This is a genomic window from Thermomicrobiales bacterium (genome assembly GCA_041390825.1).
Taxonomy (GTDB): Bacteria; Chloroflexota; Chloroflexia; order Thermomicrobiales; family UBA6265; genus JAMLHN01.
Map to the genome: position 1 here is coordinate 188,707 of JAWKPF010000006.1, position 20,218 is coordinate 208,924.

Genomic DNA, 20,218 nt, shown 5'->3' on the forward strand with positions numbered 1-20,218 from the left:
ATGCCATTGCCGCAGAACCAGGCCGCATTCGTCGATTCCTCCGCGCTGGTGGCGCTGGTCGATCGGGACGACTACACCCACCGCGCCGCGGTGGACGCCTATGAATCGCTGAAACTGCAGGGATATCGCCTTTTCACGAGCAATCACATCGTGGCCGAGACGTTCGATCTGCTGGCCAGCTCGCTCGGGCAGGATATCGCCCGGTCGTGGTTGAAAGAGATGGGCCTGCCCATCTACGTCGCCGATGCGAACGACCTCGAACAAGCACGGGATCGGGTGATCGACTCGCGCAAACCGCTGAACTTCAACGATGCGCTGAGTGTCGTCATCATGCAGCGGCTTGGGGTGGCGGAGGCCTTCGCGGTCGATCCCGATTTCCTGGCCGCGCTGGATTAGGCGTTTCCCAGACCAGATTCCGTGGAATTGCGACCGCCTGGGAAGACCTCGGGCGGTCGTAATGCGTTGCTCCGCGGCGGTGCTCGTCGGCACTGGTCAGCCCCCATTGTCGGCAGTGTCCGCCACAATGCGGGTCCGGAGATTGCCGCGCCAGATACCAGATGGAGAGCGGCAGACAGGGGTGCGTCGACGTCTCCTTACGTCAATTCGGACCGGAGAGACCCGATGTTGTCGTACGCAACGACACCGAATGCGACAACATGCGGAGAATTCGCCCAAATGGACCGTTTCGAATATCCGTTCGGACCAGAAAGTACGCTGGGAGTCGGCTAGTATTTGATCAAGCCATTCCGGCTTCACTGCCAGCCACAGTGAAGTTGTCCCCCTTCCCTCGAGTGGTGATAGATACGGCGCGGGGCCAGCAACACCGCGCCGTATCGCTTTTTCCGGCAGCTTTTGTTTTTCCGGATGCGTCCCGCCTGTGCCTAACCGGCTACCCTTAGCGGCAATGGGGCACACCCGCATTCAACGGGAATCCGGGGCCCCCACCACGACGAGGTTCGATTCTTCTCGCCGATGCCCAGCGCCTATCATCTGCTTACTGTCCGCGGCATTCCCATTCGGGTGCATCTCACCTTCCTCTGGTTTCCCATTTGGGCGGCGTTCATCTGGAGCTCGCGCACGGATGACATGCTGCGCGGCGCGATCTTCGGGATCGTCGGCGCCCTCTTCCTGTTTCTCTGCGTGACCTTGCACGAACTGGGGCATGCCCTGGTGGCGCAACGCTTCGGCATCAAGGTGGAGGACATCACGCTACTGCCGTTTGGCGGTCTGGCGCGGTTGCGCACGATTCCCCGTGAACCGAAGAGAGAACTGGCGATCGCCATCGCTGGACCGCTGGTCAACGTGGCGATCTTCCTGGCGTTGGTCCTGGCGGCCGGGTTTCTCTACCGCAACGAGCCGACCATCACCTCGGAGTTTCTGCTGGACAAACTGGACGAGGGAAACGCCGAGTCGCTGCTGATCTACCTGATGTTGGCCAATATCATTCTGGTGCTGTTCAACATGATTCCCGCGTTTCCGCTCGATGGCGGCCGGGTATTGCGGGCGTTGCTGGCGCTCAAGCTGCCCTGGAAGACCGCCACCAGAATCGCGGCCTGGGCGGGTATTGGCTTCGCGGCGCTCTTCGTGGCGGGCGGTCTGGCGTCGCGGGATGTTTTCCTGTCGCTGATCGGGCTGATGGTCGGATACGGGGCATGGCAGGAGCAGAAACATGCTGACCGGCCGGAATCGGCAACGAGCGAACCGGACCCGCGCGCGGAAATGGGCACGGAGCCATCTGTGTACCCGGCCTCGGCGATACCGAAGACCCGGGTAATGGTGGCGATGACTGCTCCCCACCGGCGGTGAGCATCACGCAGCGCGTGCGCGAGATCGCCGATCTGGCGCCGGCAGCGTCGGTGTCCGGGGCGCTACCCGTGATGGACCGCGATGGCTATGTGGTTGGCGTCTTGCCGGCGATGCGGCTGGCGGAAGCATTGCGCGAGCGGCCGGACGCCCCGCTGGTGGAGCTGATGCGGCGCAGCTTCCCGATCGCACGGCCAGACGATCTGCTGTACGAACAGTGGTACAAGACGAGCACGGAAGATCAGCATTATGTCGTGGTGTTGCAGGACGACGGAAAGCTGATCGGATGGTTGACGCGGGCGGACATTTCCAATGGGCTGCGCAGCCGTCCCGGGCAACCGCAGGATTCGGCCTGGCAGGAGCTCGATCGGGAGTTCGTGTAGAGACGCGAAGCGGGTTGGGTACTATTCGCCCATCGTCGCGTTTGCGCCTCATTCGAAGGGACCCAATCGATGCTCCAGGAATTCACCGGCCGGCCTGCTGATGTGCTCAAGCAGAACGAGGATTCGGCCCATGGCGGCGACGGCTGGGAGCCGCGCCTCGGGAGCCGGCAGGATGAGCTGGGCACGATCTGGGAGCCGTGCGGGGTGCCGGCCGAGTGGGCCCCACTGCGCACGGTGCTCACCCACCGGCCGGGCTGGGAGATCGAGGACGTGCCCGACTACCGCAAGGCGCTTTGGCTCGCTCCCGTCGATCCGATCAAGGCCCGCGCGCAGCACGACGCGTTCATGGACGTCTATCGCGCGAACGGGGTCAAGGTGATCGAACTTGGCGAGGTCGGCGCGCCGCTGCCGAACGCCTACTTCTGCCGCGACACCTTTTGCATGACACCGGAGGGCGCGGTGATGTCGCGCATGGCGTCGGCATCGCGCGCTGGAGAGGAGCGCTGGGCCGCGGCTGCCCTGGCGCGTGAGGGTGTGCCTATCGTCCATTCGGTCGATCATGACGGCACCTTCGAAGGGGCCGATGTGGTGGTGGCGAACGAGGACCTGGTCTTCGTGGGGTTGGGGATGCGCTCGAACCGATCCGGCGTGCAGCAGGTGGCGCGCGCGTTCCGCGATGCCGGGGTTGCCGAGGTGATCGAGGTCGAGATTCCCTATGGCTGCGGGCATATCGACGGCACCATCAACGTGGTGGACAAAGACCTGGCGATGGTCATGCCGACCCAGCTCTCCTGGGTGGTCTACGAGAACCTGAAACGGCACGGCTTCACGGTGATCGATCTGCCGGATATGGCGGAGTCGCAGGGCGGCATGGCGCTCAACATCGTGCCATTGCGGCCCCGCACGGTTGTCACCCCAGCCGGAAACGTGAAGACCAGGGCGCTGCTGGAACAGCACGGCGTCGAGGTGATCGAGGTCGATGTTTCCGAGCTGATGAAGGGTGGCGGCTCGTGCCATTGCATGACCGGGGTGGTATGGCGGGCGTAGATCAGGGCGCCAAACCGGAACTCGGAACGCTGGCCTTTTAGGGTTTCGAAGTTGGTGAGGTCGCGTTCAGATCATATCGAGGAAGCCGGACCGGTTGCCTCGTAACACGTGACGCAGGGCATCAGCTCGCTCGAGCGAGAGAGATCGGGATGATGAGCCGCATCATCGACTGTCCGCCAGCGTTCGCCGTTGTTCCCATCACGAACGAGACGTGGCGTGCAGCGCAAGGGTCGACGAATGACACCGAGATCGCAATCACCGCTCGAAGCTGTCCGCGCGTTCTCCAGGACCGCGGCGTTCGTGCTGCGGGTGATGCCGATGCTGCCGTCGGAATGGCTCGACCGCCGGTCACCCGTACCACGATACGAGCAGGTGGTGCTTCCGGGCCGAGATGCCCGCGTTCCCTGCGAGCTCTACTGTCCAGCAGGGACGGGGCCGTTTGCGGGGGTGGTCGTTTGTCTGGGCGTGATTCCGTTCGATGTCACGCATCCGCAGGTCAAGCGGCTTGGGACGGCGTTGGCGCGCAGTGGATTCGCGACACTGATCGTCTGGTCGTCGGACATGCGCTCGCTGCGCATCGCGCCAAGGGATACCGAGCTGCTCGTCGATGCGTTCCGATGGCTGTCAACGCAATCGTTCGTCGATCCCAAACGATGCGGCTTCCTGGGAACATGCGTGGGAGCAGGGTTCTCGCTACTGGCGGCGGCCGACACCGGAATTCGCGATCGCGTGGCGTTCCTGACGTGTTTCGCGCCATTCGGAACGCTCCGGACGCTTGCGCTCGATATCGGGAGCGGAACGACCGAGATCGATGGCATTCGCCGCGCCTGGGATGTCGATCAGCTTTCCCGCCATGTCTACGTGCGCACGCTGACCGCCGGCCTGGATCCCGGTGAAGCCGCGCGTCTCGAAACCGCCTGGTTCGAGCGCCTCTCCCTGCCGGACGCGGCAACGCTGAGTCCGGCCGGCCGCGAGCTTCTGCCGCTCCTGCAAACCACCGACCGCGCGCGGCTTGCGGCACTCCTCGACCGTCACCCAACCCTGCGCGCGACGGTGGACGCGGTATCGCCCGTCGCGAAGGCGTCCGAGGTGCTGGCGCCTTCGGTCAGCATTGGGCACGACTACGATGACGGCGTCATTCCGTTCGGCGAGTCGCAACGGCTCTTCGCGGCCTTCGCGGGACGGCCGGGAGTGGCGCTGACCACATTCCATCTCTTCCAGCACGCGGATCCGACCAAGCGCGCGATCTCGCCGATTGCATTGCTGGGCGAACTGCTGAAGTTTGCCCGGTTTGCCGGTGGGTCGATCCGGTATGCTGCAGACGGCCATGGACGTTCGAACAGGGGCGGCATGCTGGAGCGCCAGTAACGGAGCTGCTCTTTCGACTCGTGCGTACCAACGCAACCATCTGCGCGATGCTCCTGAAATGCGCGGTGTTCTGGTGCAAAATTCGCTGCCGTGGACATGTCGCACCCGGGTTTGCTCGCCACTGTGGCGCTGTTTGTCGCGCTGCCCATCGCAATCTGGATTTCGCGTCGCACGAGTGACGCGCTACACCGGCATGATGCCGGGCTCGACCAGCTCGATTTCGATCGAGTCGCGGCTTCGATTCCGCAATTCGAGCCACATGATCCGCTGGGACAGATCGAAACGCTGACGCAGTTGGAGGTATCCCTGATCCAGGAGATCCTGGACATGCGCGTGGCGGACGGACATGTGCACCCGGAATGTGTGCACGAGCTGCGGCAGATTCACCGTCGCGGATTGGCGGTTCGGCAGGCATGCGGCGACCGCGCGCTGGACGCAGAACTCGGCTGGCTGCAGGGCTATGGGTCGTTTGCGCTGATGGCCGACCTGACGACGTTCGACCGGGTTTCGTTCGAGCGCGATCTGGCGTTCCGGGTGTCGGAGGTGCAGCGGGCGTTGGAACTTCGGCGGGGACGAACCCGCTAGGTGAGCTGGTTCCGAGCTACTTCGCTACGCAAGAGAGCCGAGCAAGCTCGCTGGCGACGGAGCTACGTCGCATGGGATGAAACGTTTCAGGCCGTCCAGGCAGGCAAGATAGGTTCCGGCGTCAGTGAGCGGGCGGCTCCAGGCGGGACGCCGAGAGTGCGCTTGAAGGCGCGGCTGAAGGCGGCTTCCGATTGGTACCCGACCCGGCTGGCGGCCTCCGCGGCGGTGAGCCCGTCATCGACGATCAGTCCGCGGGCGACCTGCATGCGCCACCAGGTAACGTAGGCCATGGCGGGTTGCCCGACGAGCTCGGTGAACCGCGCGGCGAAGGCAGAACGGGAGAGATAGACCTCATCTGCCAACGATGCCACCGACCAATCCCGGGCCGGGTCGCGATGGATCAGGGTTAGCGCCCGGCCGATCTTCTCGTCCCGCAACGCGCCGATCCAGCCGCCCTCGAGCTCTGCCGACTCTTCCAGCCAGGTGCGAATCGCCTGGATAACCAGCACGTCCGAGAGCCGGGTGATGACGGCCTCACCGCCGATGCGCAGCTGGCGCGCCTCGCTGGCCATGTAGCGCAATGTGCTCTGCACCCACTCGCCCTGGGCGGACGGGCCAGATTCGATGCGCAGGATGCGCGGGAGAACGGCCATCAAGTGCGCCGCGGCAGAGTGTTCGAAGCGGACGGCGCCGCAGATCAGATCGACCCGCTCGCCGCCTCCATCGATCGAGAGGAGATCGTATCGCTCGCTCACCGCGACGCGCGGCGTCTCCCAAAGGGAGATGCAGAACGCGCCCGGTTCGTTTGCAAGCCGATGCCCCTCGCCGTGCGGAACGAGCACCACGTCGCCCGCACGCAGCTGAACCTGCTGCCCGTTGCCCAGATCGATCCAGCAACTCCCCCGGGTAATGGCATGAAACATGAGGTAGCCGGGCATGGCCGGGAGGTCGATACCCCACGGCGCGGTGAAGACGCACCGGCTGTAGAAGAGGCCGGTCATGCGCAGGTAGTAGAGGGCTTCGCCCAGCGGATCGACAGGTTGGAGGTCCGGTGTGCTCATAGCAGCAGCATACTCGCGCCCGACGATTCGTCCAGCTCGAATGGACGATCGAGCAATGCTCACGGATGTTCAATCATAGACCGTCCGGAAAACAGCACCCAGACTAGACGCATCGGATCGCCGGATCGGCCGGCGACACGTGTTCTGGGAGGACAGCATGAGCGCAGTGCTCGAACGGACGATCATCGAAGAACGCAAGCAGCATGCAGGTACGGTCTTCGTTACCGGCGGGACCGGCAAGACCGGACGGAGAGTGGCCGAGCGATTGGCGGCCCGGGACGTTCCCATCCAGATTGGGTCGCGGGCGGCCGCGACGCCGTTCGATTGGGATCAGCCAGCGGGCTGGTCCGCTGCCCTGGAGGGCGCCTCGGCCGTCTACGCGAATTACGCGCCCGATCTGGCCATTCCGGGCGCGGTGGGCGCCGTGGAGCAGTTCGTGCGGACAGCCGCCGCGGCAGGGGTCGAGCGGATCGTGCTGCTAACCGGGCGAGGCGAGCCCGAGGCCCAGGCAGCCGAAGCGGTGCTGCAGGGGTCTGGTCTCGAATGGACGATCGTTCGCTGCGCATGGTTCATGCAGAACTTCAGCGAGAACTATCTGATCGATGGTGTGCTGGCGGGTGAGATCGTGCTGCCAATCGGCGACGTCCCGGAGCCGTTCGTGGACGCGGACGATATTGCCGATGTGGCCGTGGTCGCCTTGACCGAGCCGGGACATGTGGGGCAACTGTATGAGCTGACGGGACCGCGCACGCTCACGATGGCGGAAGCAGCGGCGGAGATCGGGGCGGCACTCGGGCGGGAGATTCGATACACCGAGGTCGATCCGGACGCCTACTCCGCCGGGATGCGCGCAGCCGGTTTGCCGGACGAGGTCATCTGGCTGATGGACTACCTCTTTACCTCGGTGATGGACGGGCGCAATGCCTGGCTGGCGGACGGGGTGCAGCGTGCGCTCGGACGCCCACCGCGCGATTTTCGGGACTACGCGCGCTCGGCCGCCGCAAGCGGCGCCTGGGAGGTCTCCGACCGATAGGTGCTCTGGGTCCCGCAGCAAGCCAAACGCACAGGGATGCTCCGGATCGAGCATCCCTGTCGTTCACTCTCGCTCCGACCAGGAGCACCGCGCTAATCGTGCTTGTTCAGGAACAGCGCCTCGCCATCGTTGCCGAAAATCGGGACCAATGCGGCCAATCCAACGAACATGCTGGCGAGTCCGTAGAAGCGAAGATAGCGATTCTTGAGAAAGCGTGAGAGGAACAGCGCGCCGAACCCGGCGGAGAGGCTCAACACCGGACCGCCGATCGCCCGCCCGCGATGTTGATCCTCCGAAATGGCTTCACCCATGTCGTCGTACAACGTGTACGGCCGGATCGGCGTCAGCAGCACGGTATCCATCGGCGCTTCCACCATGCGGGCGGTGGTGATATGTCCCAGAGCATGCGTTGCTGTCACCGCTCCCATGCAGGCGGTAAAGGCCAGTCCGCTCCGGACGGGATGCGTTGGACTCCCGAAGAACCGTCCCAGAAGTTGCCCACCGAGCAACATCTCCAATGGGGGTAACCACCATCCGCGGGTAGCCGCTACCTCCACATCGAGCACTTCGCCAATGCGCCTGCGCGGCTCCTCTTCGATGAAATGCCTGGCCAGACCGTTCATGAACCCCTTCCGGTTGTCGGGAATGTCACTCCCCTGTTCCCTTCGCTCGATGGCCGGCGACCGCAAGCTTCGGCGATGCTCCCGCTCCTCGCATCGAAGAGAAGATCTCCGCCAAGGCTACGCTGGGGTCATCACGGCGTCGAGGTCGTCCGCGGTGGCCTCCGCGAGCAGAGCGCGGAGATCGAGGTGGCGATGGCCCTCGATCATGTTCTGGGCGGCGACGTCGTTTTGCAATCCGGCGAACTGCGGCCACTCGGACGGATCGCGGTCCCAGGCGAGCTCGATGCCGTTGAAGTCCGGGTCGTGCAGGTAGAGCGCGATATGCGTGCCGTGGTCGTTGTAGCCCTCGATCTGCCAGCCATTGTCGCGCAGGCGCTTGAAGGCAACGGCCAGGTCTTTTCGGGTCGAGTAGTTGATGGCAAAGTGATAGAGCCCGGTGCTGCCGCCTGCGGGCGGCTGACCGCCTTTGCTCTCCCAGGTGTTCAGGGCGATGTGATGGTGGTACCCGCCGGCCGAGAGAAACGCGGCGGCGCCCATGGTGTAGAGCAGGTCGAACCCCAGCACGTCGCGATAGAACCAGATGGCGCGATCGAGATCGGCGACCTTGAGATGGACATGGCCAATGTGGGTTCCGGCTGGGATGGAGGGTTGGGTCAAGGGTGCATGCCTTTCGAGAAGACGAGACTGATAACTTACGTATTGTAAGTTACTTGTAGCACGACGAGCAACTCCGCTGGATTGACGATGAGCGGCTTCGAAATCTCGTCCCGAAGCGCTCGCAGATCGAGATCTCCTGTGACAAGGACATCGACATCGCCGGCCCTGGATGCCTGCAGCAGATAGGTGTCTTTGATGTCACGTACCCTGGGAGCGCTCTCCGCTGGCTTTACCGTTACGAACTCACCAATTTCATTCAGCGCCTCGATCAATCGGGCCACAGCCCGTGGATCGATACGGCTCATGAGTTTCGGCTTGGACTCTGTCGAGACCCGAATCTCACTGAGCAGTTCGCTGGTCAACACCAGTTGGCATTCGTCGGAGAAACAGAATCTCACAACCTGTTGAATCGTGCCGTTCCCCGCCGGTTGCAGGAGATAGCTGATAAAGACGTTCGCGTCGCAGAGCACACGCCATCTGGGCATCATGAGCTCGCGGAGAGTGGATGGCCGTAGAGATGCCTCTCGAGCTCGTCGCGGATCTCACGCGCCGCTTCATTTCCAATCGCTTCGATCTCGTCCTCGGAGAGATCGTCATTGCGACCCTGTTGCAGCCGCTCGATTTCCTGCAACGCATTGCGTGCGTGCTGGAGCCGTTGCTCCCGCAGCAATGCCTGAAATCGTGCGAACTCTCTTGGCGAGATCGCGACAAAAATCGGCTCTCGCCGACTCTCGACAACCACCGATTGCCCCTCTTCGGTCACCGACCGGACGAACTCTCCCCAATGGTTCTGAACATCGCTCGCACTCATGCGCTTCATGGAGTTGTTCCCTCCGGTGTGTGCTCGGCCGGCTCGGCAGGCTGCCGCATATGGGTGAGCCTGTAGCTCGTGAGCTCCTGGTACTCGGAGTACGAAATCAGAACCACCGATGCTCCTTGCCGGTTCGTAATGTGGATCGGTTCTCCGCCAGCTTTGAAATGTCGCTGAAGCTCTCCGAACTTCCGCCGCGACTCGGTTACACCCATGGTCTTCATCTGGTTGCCTTCGACGATCCTGGATATTGTCCTGTCTATCATTATAGATAGTTCTGTAGATAGTTTTCAGCGTATTGACGAGCCAATGATTCCTCTACAATCCCGCCACGACACATCCGGTCCAGCAACGGAGTGCAGAGCGACGCAATGACAGACGCCTCCCGCCAGCTCGAGGGTGGTCTCGTCCTATCCGCTGGCGGGCTGTTCTCCATGGAAGGGATCCCACGTCGGGATGACATCGTGGCCATGGCGCGCGATGCGGAGGCGTTGGGCTTCGACTCGGTCTGGATGCTCGCTCGGCCCGGTTCCTGTTGCCTTTTACCTGAGGAGGGGGGATATCGATGAAGATCACGAACATGCGGTTGCGAGAGCTGACCGGGACGATCGAGCATCCGGACGGGCCGTTCTGGGAAGAACGGTTGATCCGGCCGGTCGATATCTATCCGGAGTTCCACGCGCAGACCGGCGTGACCGCCAATTGGCAACCGGTGAAATCGGGCGAGACGACCAGCACGATCGTGCTGACCTTTGTGGAAATCGAGACCGACGAGGGAGTCACCGGCATTGGCGGTCCGGTGGACCGTGGCACGGCGGCGCATATCCATATCAATCACCGCAGCAAGCTGATCGGTATGGACCCGATGGCCAACGAGCGCATCTGGGACATTCTCTACCGCGAAGGGGTGCACGACCGCAAAGGCACGCCGATGTTCTCCATCAGCGCGATCGATTGCGCGCTCTGGGACCTGCGCGGCAAAGCCCTGGGCGTGCCGGTGCATGTGCTGCTCGGCGGACCGACGCGCACCGAATTGCCGGCCTATGCCTCCATGCTGGGGTATTCGCTGGAGCCGGACAAGGTGACGGCCCGGGCCAGTGAGTTCGCGGCCAGGGGATACACCGCGCAGAAATGGTTTCCACGCTGGGGTCCGAGCGATGGGCGAGACGGGATTCGCAAGAATGTCGCGCTGATGGAGAACTTGCGCGATTCCGCCGGTCCGGAAAGCGACATCATGATCGACGCCTGGATGTCGTGGGATGTGCCGTACACGCTGGACATGGCGCAACGGCTCAAACCGTACGATCCGCGCTGGCTGGAGGAGCCGGTGCTGCCGGACAAGATCATGCAGTACGCCGAGATTCGCGAAAAGTCGGTGGTGCCAATCTCTGGCGGCGAGCACGAGTACACCCGTTGGGGCATCAAGGAACTGCTGGATGCGCGCGCGGTCGACATCATGCAGGCGGATACCTACTGGGCGGGCGGCATCAGCGAGATGGTGAAGATTTGCCATCTCTGCGCGGCGTACGACATTCCCATCGTCCCACACGGGCATTCGGTGCCGGCCAACGTGCAGCTTTCAGCCGCGCTGTCGCCCGTGGAGGTGCCGTATGTGGAGTTCCTCGTGAAGTGGAACCAGATCCTGCAGCACTTCTTCAAGGACCCGGTCGTGCCGGTGAACGGCGTGGTGACCGTTCCGACCGCACCGGGAATGGGAGTGGAGATCGACCCGGCCAAGATCGATTCGGAGCGCGAGTTCACGGTCGATTAGCGTTCGGTCCGGACTTGCCGATCGTCGTGCCGGCAGAGATGACAAATCAAACAAGACCATCGCGAACGGCGACAGCGGCTGCCTCGCGGCGGGAGTCGACACCGAGTTTGTTGAAAATCGAGGTCACGGGACCGGCGTGAGCCGCCACGAGGGGCAACCAACGTGAGAACCCGGTTCGAGCGTTCGAACAGCCGCGAGCGAAATGCCCGCGGCTGTTCGACCAACATGCGAGAGCGTGTGGGACGTTGCTCAGCAGGGTTCGTCGAGAAACGCGGTGATGAGCTCCGTCGTCTTCTCAGGCGCCTCGAGGTAGGGGAAGTGCCCCACACCTGGCAGATACGCAAAGCGCGCGTTGGGGATCCGGCTGGCGGCGTCCTGCCCGACCGCGACTGGAGCCATGTCGTGCTCTCCCCAGATGACGAGCGCCGGTGACTGGATGCGTGGAAGGTCATCGCCGAAATACACCTCCGGACGGATGCCCTCGAGCGTGGCAAGCCGCGGGAGCAAGGTCGCCCAGGTGCCTTGTTCGGACGGCAGCCGGAGCCCGGCGATCCGGGTTTCGAAGTACAGATCGGGAACGGTCGCCGGGTCGATGTGGAACATCTCGCGGTACTGCTGCTGCTGTGCCTCCATCGAGTCCCTCCCCTCCATGAAACGCTCGGCGAGACCAGGAGTGCCCGCAATCTTGCACAGCGCGGGTCCCACTTCCTTCGTCAAGCCGGCCGCGTAGCCGACGAGGACGAGCCGGCGGACACGCGCGGGGCGATCCAGCGCAGCCGCCAGGGCAAAGAACCCGCCCATGCTGCCACCGATAAGGGTGGCGCTCTCGAGTCCAAGCGCATCCAGCAGGGAAGCCACAAAGTCGGCCGCGTGGGAGCGGAGATCGACAGACCGGTAGTCGAATGCGTCGCTCAGCCCGAAACCAGGACGATCGACCGCGAAGATATGCGCGTGCCGCTGCAACGGCCCCATCAATGGAGCCCAATTGACGGCTTCCCCATCGCCACCGTGGACGATGATGACCGGCTCCCCCGCTCCGGCTTCGAGCACATGGGCTCGCATCTGCGGCGATGCTAGCTCGACGAAGCGGGAGACGGCCGACACCCCGTAGTACTCGAGGAGCTTGGCCTGCAACTCGATGAATTGCTGGACTGGAGTTGTTTCGGCATCTGCCGAAGCGCGTTGGTTCTGTTTCACGGACTCTTGAACGATCATCGGATGCTTTCCTTTTCCTGTTCCTGGGCGTTCTCGCCTTGTCTGACGCTCACTCACTGCGGCGCTACAATGACTCTGCGCCGTTCCGCAGACCGTGGCCATCCACACAGACCCAACACTTCCTCCACAGTTGCCACTCATCGACACCATGTCCAGGGACATGCCGTCATGATGAACAAGCCGGAACCATCCTTTGGTCAAACGTTGCGGCGGTTGCGCCAGACGGCCGGACTGTCCCAGGAGGATCTGGCGGAACGCGCCGGTTTGACGTCGGCTGCCGTCGGCGCGCTCGAGCGGGGCGAACGCCGGTATCCCTATCCGCACACATTGCGTGCCCTCGCCAACGCGCTCGACTTGTCGCCGGAAGACCAGGCCACGTTCTTCATGTCCGCGCCCAAACGCCACGCGCCTGGCGACGAACGGACGAGTGGCGCCCTGCAGGAAGCGCACCGCCGCTTCGCCCAGCCGCCTCGTCCACTGACACCGCTGGTTGGTCGAGCGCAGGATTCGGCCATCGTTGTCGGTCTCTTGCGGTTTGGCGGCGCGCGTTTGGTGACGTTGACGGGACCGGGGGGAGTGGGCAAGACGCGCCTTGCCATCGAGGTTGCCGAACGCCTGCAAGACGCCTTCGCGGATGGGCTTGCCTGGGTCGACCTGGCGCCGGTGCATGAGTCCGACCTGGTGCTGGAGACGATCTCCCGAGCGCTCGGGCTGACCGAGCGCTCCGGGAAAACCATCTCCCAGAGTCTGGAGCGCTTTCTGGACCACAAGGAACTGCTTCTCGTTCTGGACAATTTCGAGCATCTGCTCGCGTCCACTTCTGCTGTGCTCGACCTGCTCGAACGATGCCCGGGGGTATCGGCACTGGTGACGAGCAGAGCGTCGCTCGGGGTACGCGGAGAGCATGAAGTTCAGGTGCGCCCCCTCAGCCTGCCAATCGGTGAGATGAGCGCCAGCGTGGCCGGCATAGCTCGATCGGAGGCGGTGGAGCTATTCCTGCAGCGTGCTCGCGCCGTCCAACCAGCACTCGAGATTTCCAGCGCGGATGTGCCGGATGTTGTCGCCATCTGCACCCGCCTGGACGGGATCCCGCTCGCGATCGAGCTGGCCGCAGTGCAACTCAGGTACATGTCGCTCGCGACCGTGCAGAGCCGCCTGAGCAGCCGACCGGGCTTCCTCGACAGCGGTCTGCGAGATCTCCCCGCCCGACAGCAGAGTCTCCGCGCTACGGTCGATTGGAGCTACCAGTTGCTCACCGAACCCGAGCAACGACTCTTCCGGCGACTCGCCATCTTTGCCAGCGGATTCTCGACGGAAGCCGTCGAAGCGGTATGCAGCGCGGACGGAGCGACCGAGGACTGTGCTCGCTCCCTGCTGGCACTTGTCGACAAGAGCCTCGTGCATGCCGTCAGGGCTCCCGATGCGAATGAGCGATTCGCGATGCTGGAGACAATTCGCGAATACGCGCGAGAACGTCTGCTGGAAAGCGGCGAGGAAGCATCGATTGCAGAGCGGCACGCGCGGTACTTCTGCGCTGTCGCCGAAACTGCCGCGCCTCACTTGCCAAGCGCCGCGCGAGCGCCCTGGCTGCAATACCTGGACACCGAGACTGCGAATCTCAGGGAAGCTCTGGCCTGGACGGCTACCAGGGGCGATCCATGTGTGGGCTTGAGGCTGGCCGGAGCGCTCAGCTGGTTCTGGGTGCTGCGCGGCTCGATTGCTGAAGGCACCCGCTGGACGGACGCTCTTCTGGGCCAGCCCATCGCTTCATGTCCCGACACCGCGAGGGCGAGCGCCCTTTACGCCGCGGCAGCGCTCGCCTGGAAACGCGGAGATCTCCCGGCCGCGAGCCACTATGCCGAGGCGTCGGTGACGTTGCGACGCGCGCTCGAGGATGACGATCTGGCGTTCTCGTTGGCATTGGCAGGGCTCATCGCAACGGCTGAAGGCGATCTGGAGCGAGCGCGCGACTTGCAACAGGAGTCGCTTGCACGTTTCCGCTCACAGGAGAATCGGTGGGGGGTTGCCTATGCCCTCGCCAATCTTGGAGATGCGTACCTGCAGCATGGTGATCATGCTGCGGCGGGTCGCGCCTATGCGGAGAGTCTTCAACAGTTCACCGCTGTCGACGATGCGTGGGGGCGCGGCATCGTCCTGCACGCGCTCGGCAACATTGCCCTGGCCAGCGGCGATGTGGCCACCGCAACGATCCACTACGAAGCCTGTGTCGCGCTCTTTCGGAGTATCGAGAACCGGGAGAACGTTGGGCGGGCGCTGGTCGGTCTCGCGGCGGCGACGTTGGAGCAGGGCGATTCCGCACGAGCGCGGTGTCTTCTGAGCGAGAGCATCACGATTTGGCACGATCTCGGCAGCCAGGCAGGTATGGCGCTTTGCCTGGCGGGGTTGGCCGGGGTAGCGATTGCGCAAGGGAACACAAGCGCGGCGGATCGCTTGTGCGAGGCGGCTGATGTGCTTGGCCAGAGTTTCGCTCCGCCCTACCTGATCGACGCCGCTATGTTCTCGCAGTTTCATCGCGTACAGCGAGAGCGCTCTGGCGGCAGATTGGCCCCCAGCGGGCTGCCCGGCCCTGCGGTCATGACTCCGGCGGACGCGATCACAATTGCGCTGGACGAGGCGAGTCGCTGGAGCGCGTCAGAGACCTGCGTCCATGACCGTGACCAGGCGATCGAATCGACACCCAGTCCCACATAGCGCTATCCCGTGGCAAGCGCCTTCACGATTTCTGGAGCAGTCCGCATGGCCAGCGCCGCGATGGTGAGCGTTGGGTTGCCGGTGCCGGTGGTGGGGAAGAGACTCGAACCGGCGATCCAGAGATTGGGATGGTCCCAGGTGCGGCCGAAGGAATCGGTAACCGAATCGGTCTTGTCGTTCCCCATGCGACAGGTGCCCATGACGTGGCCGGCGCCCTGAATCTGCTCCACCTGGGTGAGTTGCGTGGCGCCTAACGCATCGAAGATGGCGGCGAACTGGTCGCGGGCAGCGGCCAAACCGTCTTTCGCGTACTGGTCGATGACGTAGTGCAGTTCCGGGCGTGGCAGCCCGATGGCGTCGACCTTGTCCGAGAGCGTGACGCGCGACTCCGGATCCGGGAGCTGCTCGCACAAGGCAGCCATGCGCACAGCACGCACGTTGAGCTTGGCGATCTGGTCGTAGAGATCGACGCCCCACACCCCCTGCTCGATCAGATTCACAGACCAGGAAACCGGGTCCATACCCGGCCACGACCAACCGTCGTTGCCGATTTCGATCCGGAAGGACGATCGGCTGGAGCGTTCGGCGCCATCACGCAATTGCTCGATACCGGCGGTGGAGAGCGGTGAGCGATAGGGACCCATCGGTTCATTGGCCAGCGCGTAGGACAACTGCGTGGGATGATCCATCAGATGCCGGCCGACCATGTCGCTGGAGTTGGCCAGACCGTTCGGAAGCGCATCGGTCGCGGACATGAGCAGCAGCTTGGGGGTTTCGATCGCGTGGGCCGCGAGCACGACGATCTTCGCGGTCAGCGATTCGTCCGACTTGTCGGGACGCCGGTAGTGGACGGTGGTGATGGTTCCGTTCTCGTCGGCATCGAGCTTGAAGACGACCGAGCTATCGCGAATCTCGGCGCCGGCCTGGGTGGCCAGATCGAGATGGACGGTGGCGTCGTATTTCGCGCCGATCGGGCACATGGGAATGCAGAACGCGTTGCCACAACACTGCGGGCGTCCGTTGAACCCCTCTTTTTGACTGACACGGGCGGCCGGGGTGGCCAGCACCTCGAGCTGGAGCGTCTTGGCGGCAGCGGCGAACTTCTGATCCGACCAGGTGAGGGGGATCGCCGGCATGGGAAAGTCGCCACTACGCGGCGCGCCATCGAACTGCGCCGAATCGCCGGCCACACCGATGGTCTGTTCCGCGGTCAGATACCAGGGTTCGAGCTCGTCATAGGTGATCGGCCAATCGACCGATACGCCGTAGGTCGATTGCATGGTGAAGTCGTTCGGCAGCAGGCGAATGGCGGTGCCCAGCCAGTGCCAGGTGGTGCCGCCGACCAACCGCTCGTAATTGCTGCTGAACATGTCGGGGCCGGTTTGCACGTAGTAGCTGTTCGGATCGAGCGACGACGGAGTCGGCGCCCAGGGGGAGCTGGGATAGGCCGCCTCGGGGAGCGACGGGATAGCGCTGGCGAACGCGCGGGCCACACCGGTGCTGCGGTCCATCGGCGGACCGGCTTCCAGAATGATGACCTTGGCGCCGCTCTGGGCAAGCTGCCAACCGATCAATGCGCCGGCAATACCGGAGCCGACGATAGCCACATCGCAATCGAATCCTGAACTCTGGTTGGTCATGACAGATCGTCCTCGTCTAGCTGACGCTGTTGGCCGGGGTGAGGGGCCCGTCCGCCGGCGGGTTTGCCCAACCGCCGTAGAAGTGGCACACCGCCCAGGAGAAGGTGTACATGGCTTGCCAGGAGGTCAGTTGGTAATAGGCGCTGCCGCGGTCTGGCAGTGGCTCGCCCTCATAGATGTCGGCGAACCAGAAGAGGAGAATGACCTGAGCGGTGGCGCGCGCGATATCGGGTTCGATTGGTTGGCCCGCCACCGGCGGATTGGCGATTAGCGCGTGGAAACCGTCTTCCAATGCCGGATCGGTGAAGATGATCTGGTAGAGCTTCGTGGCCCGGTCGGAATTGAAGGTTCCGCCCCCGCACAGGACCTGCGAAAGGTCGGTGAGTTGTTGCAGCGTGCCGGGATCGACCGCCACCGGGGTGGCGTCCGCGGCCTCGACCCGTTCGACGCCCTGCCGGAAGAGCAAGAGCGCCGCGCTCGCCCCGGCCGACCATCCGATGAAATCCCTGCGTGTCAATCCGCCAGCGACCGAATGCGCCGGCCGCGATTCGCCCAATGTTTGCATCATCTGCCACCATCCTTTTCGGCTGTGTTGCTTGCGGCATTCTCTCCCAAATTGCGATGTTTCGCACATCCCGGCACTGCGGAATGGCGGCGCTGGTTCACGTAGCTGATGCTGCCGAATCTCAGCAAGTGAATTGTTTACCGGCTTCCTTGACCATGAGACGGATTGGCAATACAGTGTCGCCAACTCCAAGGGAGCAAATGGACAACGGCGCGATTTGCAAATGGGAGGAACAACCGAAATGTCGGAACAGCACGCGGTGCAGCAGCTTGCCTGGGAAATCTCCTCGGGCCGGCTGAATCGGCGAGATCTCTTCAAGCGCGCGGCAGCGCTGGGAATCTCGGCCTCGGTTCTCGGGAGCGTCATGGCAACGAATGTCATGCCCGCTCTCGCGCAGGATCTGACCGAGATCCCACGGGAAGACACCCTCGTCGCGGTACGCGGCGGCACGCAGGGCAAGTTCACCGAAGGTGACCTGCTCTGGAACCCCTATCTCCCCCTGGCCAATCACCAGCTTGCCGTCCAGATGGTCTATGAGCCACTGGCGGTCTATAGCGCGTTCACCGATTCCTTCACCATGTGGCTCGCCGAGAGCTATGAGTACAACGAGGATTACTCGCAGCTCACCGTCAAGACGCGGCCTGGCATCACCTGGAGCGATGGCACGCCCTTCACGGCGGAGGACGTGGCCTGGACCTTCAACAAGTTGGTCGAAGTTGGAGCCGGTGTGAAATTCGGCGCCGATGTGCAGATCTCGCTCGAGAAAGCCACGGCAACCGATGACACAACCGTCGTCTTCGACTTCATCGAACCATCGCCCCGCTTCTTCGAGTTCATCTCGTACAAGTTCGATATCGGTTGCTTCATTTTGCCGAAGCATGTCTTCGAGGGTGAGGACTTCCTGACCTTCTCGCACTACGACCCGGCGCGGAACTACCCGGTGACGACCGCTCCGTGGAAGGTGGTCTACTCGGCGCCTGAGCAAAAAGTGCTCGACCGGGCCGATTCGTGGTGGGGCGCCGATGCCGGCGTTGGCAAGCTGCCCGAGCCGCTACGCTACATCTACCTCCCGGATCCGGGTGAGCAGAACCTGGCCGCGGGCGTGATCTCCAACCAGTACGACATCTCCACCGGTATCCAGCCGGCCACGTTCGAAACCGTGTTCAACGGCAACGACCTGACCACCACCTGGACCGCGCGCGATGTGCCATTCGGCAATGTCGACTGGTGGCCGCATTCGCTCTATCTGAACAACAAGGCCGATCCGTGGAGCGACCCGAACGTTCGCTGGGCGATCAGCTACTACATCAACCGCGACCAGATCATCGAGTTCGGTTGGAACGGCGCGAGTCTCCCCTCCACCCTCTTCCTGCCCGACTATCCCGGTCTGCAGCCGTTCGTCGAGGCGGCGTCGCCGCTCTTCGAGCAGTATCCCTATCTCGAATACAACCCGGAAAAGGGCGATGCCCTGCTGGAAGCCAAGGGTTGGACCAAGGATGGCGACAACTGGGTCGACGAAAGCGGCAACCAGGTCCAGTTGGAGATCATCGGGTTCTTCGACTTCACCTCGGTCGGACCGATCATCGTCGAGCAGTTGAAGCGCGCCGGGATCGCGGCCACCTACTCCGAGCCGCCTGACATGTTCACCCGCTTCTTCGCGGGCGACTACACCGGCGCCATGTTCGGCCATGGCGGCAGCTACAGTTCGGACATCTACTACTCGATGCGGCTCTACCAGAGCGCGTCGACCGAGATTCCGGGCGGCCACCTGGCCAACTTCTCGCAGTGGGAAAACGCCGAATGGGACGCGTTGACCGACGAGCTCTACCGCACCAGCCCAACCGATATGGATGCGGTCATGAACATCTGGAACAAGGGCATTGGGCTCTGGCTGGCGGACTATCCGGATATCCAGGTATCCCAGGGTATCCATCGCCTGCCGATGAATGAGACGTACTGGACCGGCTGGCCGACCCAGGACGACCCGTATATCAATCCGGCGCATTTCCATCTCACGTTCCAGATGGTCATGCACCGGCTGTCGAAGGCAGCTGCCGCGTCGTAGGGCGAAGGTCCAGTGTCCGATGTCCAGTGTCCAGTGTTCTTTCTCTGGACACTGGGCACTGGACGCTGGACCCCATTCCCGAACACATTCTGAGGTGTTCCCCGGCAGGTACTCGACATGACCCTTTCGTATTTCCTCAAACGCGTCGGCATGTTCCTCCTCGTCATCTGGCTGGCGGCTACGGTGAACTTCTTTCTCCCGCGGCTGGGGGGCGGCGATCCGGTGCGTCAGAAAATGGCGCAGACCGCGGCATTGGGCGGCAATGTGCAGGGCGGCATGGACGAGGTGGTGGCCGAGTACAACAAGAAATTCGGGCTCGACACACCGTTGTGGAAGCAATATCTGAATTACCTTTGGGACCTCCTGCATTTCGATTTCAATTATTCGATTGCCAACTACCCCTCCCGGGTGATCGACATCATCGGGAAGTCGCTCCCCTGGACCATCGGGTTGCTCATCACGACAACGTTTCTTTCCTGGATCATCGGGAGCATGCTGGGCGCTTTCATGGGCTGGCCGCGCTCGCCGAAGTTCCTCGAGTTCGTGATGCCACCGTTGCTCTCGCTGAACGCGGTGCCGTTCTTCCTTCTGGGCTTGATCCTGATCTATCTGTTTGCGTTCCGGTTCCCCTGGTTCCCGACCACCGGCGGCTACTACGCCGGCACCTTTCCGGAGTGGACGCCGGACTTCGCCTGGAATGTACTGAAGCACTCGGTCCTGCCCGCGCTTTCGATCATCCTGGTTTCGATCGGAGGCTGGGCGTTGACGATGCGCTCGGTCATCATCACCACGACCGGCGAAGATTACGTCACGTTCGCCGATGCCAAAGGACTCAACAACCGCACGATTTTCATGCGCTATGCGGTCCGCAACGCGCTC

At 63.2% G+C, this 20,218-nt stretch carries 20 protein-coding genes; 11 read left to right on the forward strand and 9 right to left on the reverse strand.

What is annotated here, in order from left to right:
* The 6 genes from R2855_03325 (at position 1) to R2855_03350 (ending at position 5,186) form a co-directional block, all read left to right on the forward strand.
* On the forward strand, positions 1-396 hold the full coding sequence (locus tag R2855_03325; protein MEZ4530039.1) for a PIN domain-containing protein: 396 nt from the start codon (positions 1-3) through the stop codon (positions 394-396).
* A 576-nt stretch (positions 397-972) separates the two neighbouring features.
* On the forward strand, positions 973-1,806 hold the full coding sequence (locus R2855_03330) for a site-2 protease family protein (protein ID MEZ4530040.1): 834 nt from the start codon (positions 973-975) through the stop codon (positions 1,804-1,806).
* The gene (locus R2855_03335; GenBank protein ID MEZ4530041.1) at positions 1,803-2,186 is read left to right on the forward strand and encodes a CBS domain-containing protein; all 384 of its coding nucleotides are present in this window, start codon (positions 1,803-1,805) and stop codon (positions 2,184-2,186) included. Before R2855_03330 ends, R2855_03335 begins: the two co-directional genes overlap by 4 nt.
* A gap of 69 nt (positions 2,187-2,255) precedes the next feature.
* On the forward strand, positions 2,256-3,233 hold the full coding sequence (locus R2855_03340) for an arginine deiminase family protein (protein ID MEZ4530042.1): 978 nt from the start codon (positions 2,256-2,258) through the stop codon (positions 3,231-3,233).
* A gap of 237 nt (positions 3,234-3,470) precedes the next feature.
* On the forward strand, positions 3,471-4,601 hold the full coding sequence (locus R2855_03345) for a hypothetical protein (protein ID MEZ4530043.1): 1,131 nt from the start codon (positions 3,471-3,473) through the stop codon (positions 4,599-4,601).
* 90 nt (positions 4,602-4,691) lie between these two features.
* Positions 4,692-5,186: a hypothetical protein gene (locus tag R2855_03350; protein MEZ4530044.1), complete on the forward strand. Its 495-nt coding sequence runs from the start codon at positions 4,692-4,694 to the stop codon at positions 5,184-5,186.
* Between the two features lie 86 nt (positions 5,187-5,272).
* On the opposite strand, the gene R2855_03355 is transcribed toward R2855_03350, so the two are convergent.
* Positions 5,273-6,247 (reverse strand): AraC family transcriptional regulator, encoded by a 975-nt coding sequence (locus R2855_03355; protein ID MEZ4530045.1) that lies wholly within the window; start codon positions 6,245-6,247, stop codon positions 5,273-5,275.
* Between the two features lie 157 nt (positions 6,248-6,404).
* Here R2855_03355 and R2855_03360 point away from each other — a divergent pair, with 157 nt between their 5' ends.
* Complete coding sequence (locus R2855_03360; protein MEZ4530046.1) at positions 6,405-7,280, forward strand: NAD(P)H-binding protein; 876 nt, start codon at positions 6,405-6,407, stop codon at positions 7,278-7,280.
* A 92-nt stretch (positions 7,281-7,372) separates the two neighbouring features.
* Here R2855_03360 and R2855_03365 read toward each other — a convergent pair whose 3' ends face one another.
* Genes R2855_03365 through R2855_03385 form a run of 5 tightly spaced genes read right to left on the reverse strand, consistent with a single transcriptional unit; the run spans position 7,373 to position 9,637 of the window.
* A complete protein-coding gene (locus R2855_03365) occupies positions 7,373-7,969 on the reverse strand; it encodes a hypothetical protein (protein MEZ4530047.1) in 597 nt (198 codons plus the stop codon).
* A gap of 51 nt (positions 7,970-8,020) precedes the next feature.
* Positions 8,021-8,560, reverse strand: a complete 540-nt coding sequence (locus tag R2855_03370) for a VOC family protein (GenBank protein ID MEZ4530048.1) — start codon at positions 8,558-8,560, stop codon at positions 8,021-8,023.
* 35 nt (positions 8,561-8,595) lie between these two features.
* Entirely contained in the window at positions 8,596-9,048 is a 453-nt protein-coding gene (locus R2855_03375) for a putative toxin-antitoxin system toxin component, PIN family (GenBank protein ID MEZ4530049.1), read from the reverse strand.
* Positions 9,045-9,380: a type II toxin-antitoxin system prevent-host-death family antitoxin gene (locus tag R2855_03380; protein MEZ4530050.1), complete on the reverse strand. Its 336-nt coding sequence runs from the start codon at positions 9,378-9,380 to the stop codon at positions 9,045-9,047. The genes R2855_03375 and R2855_03380 overlap by 4 nt, the downstream gene beginning before the upstream one ends.
* Positions 9,377-9,637 carry a type II toxin-antitoxin system Phd/YefM family antitoxin gene (locus R2855_03385; protein MEZ4530051.1) on the reverse strand — a complete coding sequence of 87 codons (261 nt, stop codon included), beginning with the start codon at positions 9,635-9,637 and terminating at the stop codon, positions 9,377-9,379. The genes R2855_03380 and R2855_03385 overlap by 4 nt, the downstream gene beginning before the upstream one ends.
* A gap of 299 nt (positions 9,638-9,936) precedes the next feature.
* On the opposite strand from R2855_03385, the gene R2855_03390 reads away from it, so the two are divergent.
* A complete protein-coding gene (locus R2855_03390) occupies positions 9,937-11,142 on the forward strand; it encodes an enolase C-terminal domain-like protein (GenBank protein MEZ4530052.1) in 1,206 nt (401 codons plus the stop codon).
* 249 nt (positions 11,143-11,391) lie between these two features.
* On the opposite strand, the gene R2855_03395 is transcribed toward R2855_03390, so the two are convergent.
* On the reverse strand, positions 11,392-12,357 hold the full coding sequence (locus tag R2855_03395; protein ID MEZ4530053.1) for an alpha/beta hydrolase: 966 nt from the start codon (positions 12,355-12,357) through the stop codon (positions 11,392-11,394).
* A gap of 168 nt (positions 12,358-12,525) precedes the next feature.
* Between R2855_03395 and R2855_03400 the strand changes: the two genes are divergently transcribed.
* Entirely contained in the window at positions 12,526-15,069 is a 2,544-nt protein-coding gene (locus R2855_03400; protein ID MEZ4530054.1) for a tetratricopeptide repeat protein, read from the forward strand.
* A gap of 2 nt (positions 15,070-15,071) precedes the next feature.
* Here R2855_03400 and R2855_03405 read toward each other — a convergent pair whose 3' ends face one another.
* Together R2855_03405 and R2855_03410 are read right to left on the reverse strand one after the other, a co-directional pair.
* Positions 15,072-16,709: a GMC family oxidoreductase gene (locus R2855_03405; protein ID MEZ4530055.1), complete on the reverse strand. Its 1,638-nt coding sequence runs from the start codon at positions 16,707-16,709 to the stop codon at positions 15,072-15,074.
* Positions 16,710-16,725: 16 nt separating this feature from the next.
* Positions 16,726-17,277: a hypothetical protein gene (locus R2855_03410; protein ID MEZ4530056.1), complete on the reverse strand. Its 552-nt coding sequence runs from the start codon at positions 17,275-17,277 to the stop codon at positions 16,726-16,728.
* A gap of 238 nt (positions 17,278-17,515) precedes the next feature.
* Between R2855_03410 and R2855_03415 the strand changes: the two genes are divergently transcribed.
* Together R2855_03415 and R2855_03420 are read left to right on the forward strand one after the other, a co-directional pair.
* Entirely contained in the window at positions 17,516-19,339 is a 1,824-nt protein-coding gene (locus R2855_03415; protein ID MEZ4530057.1) for an ABC transporter substrate-binding protein, read from the forward strand.
* 117 nt (positions 19,340-19,456) lie between these two features.
* Positions 19,457-20,218, forward strand: a 762-nt coding sequence (locus tag R2855_03420; protein ID MEZ4530058.1) for an ABC transporter permease, incomplete at its 3' end; no start/stop codon positions are given.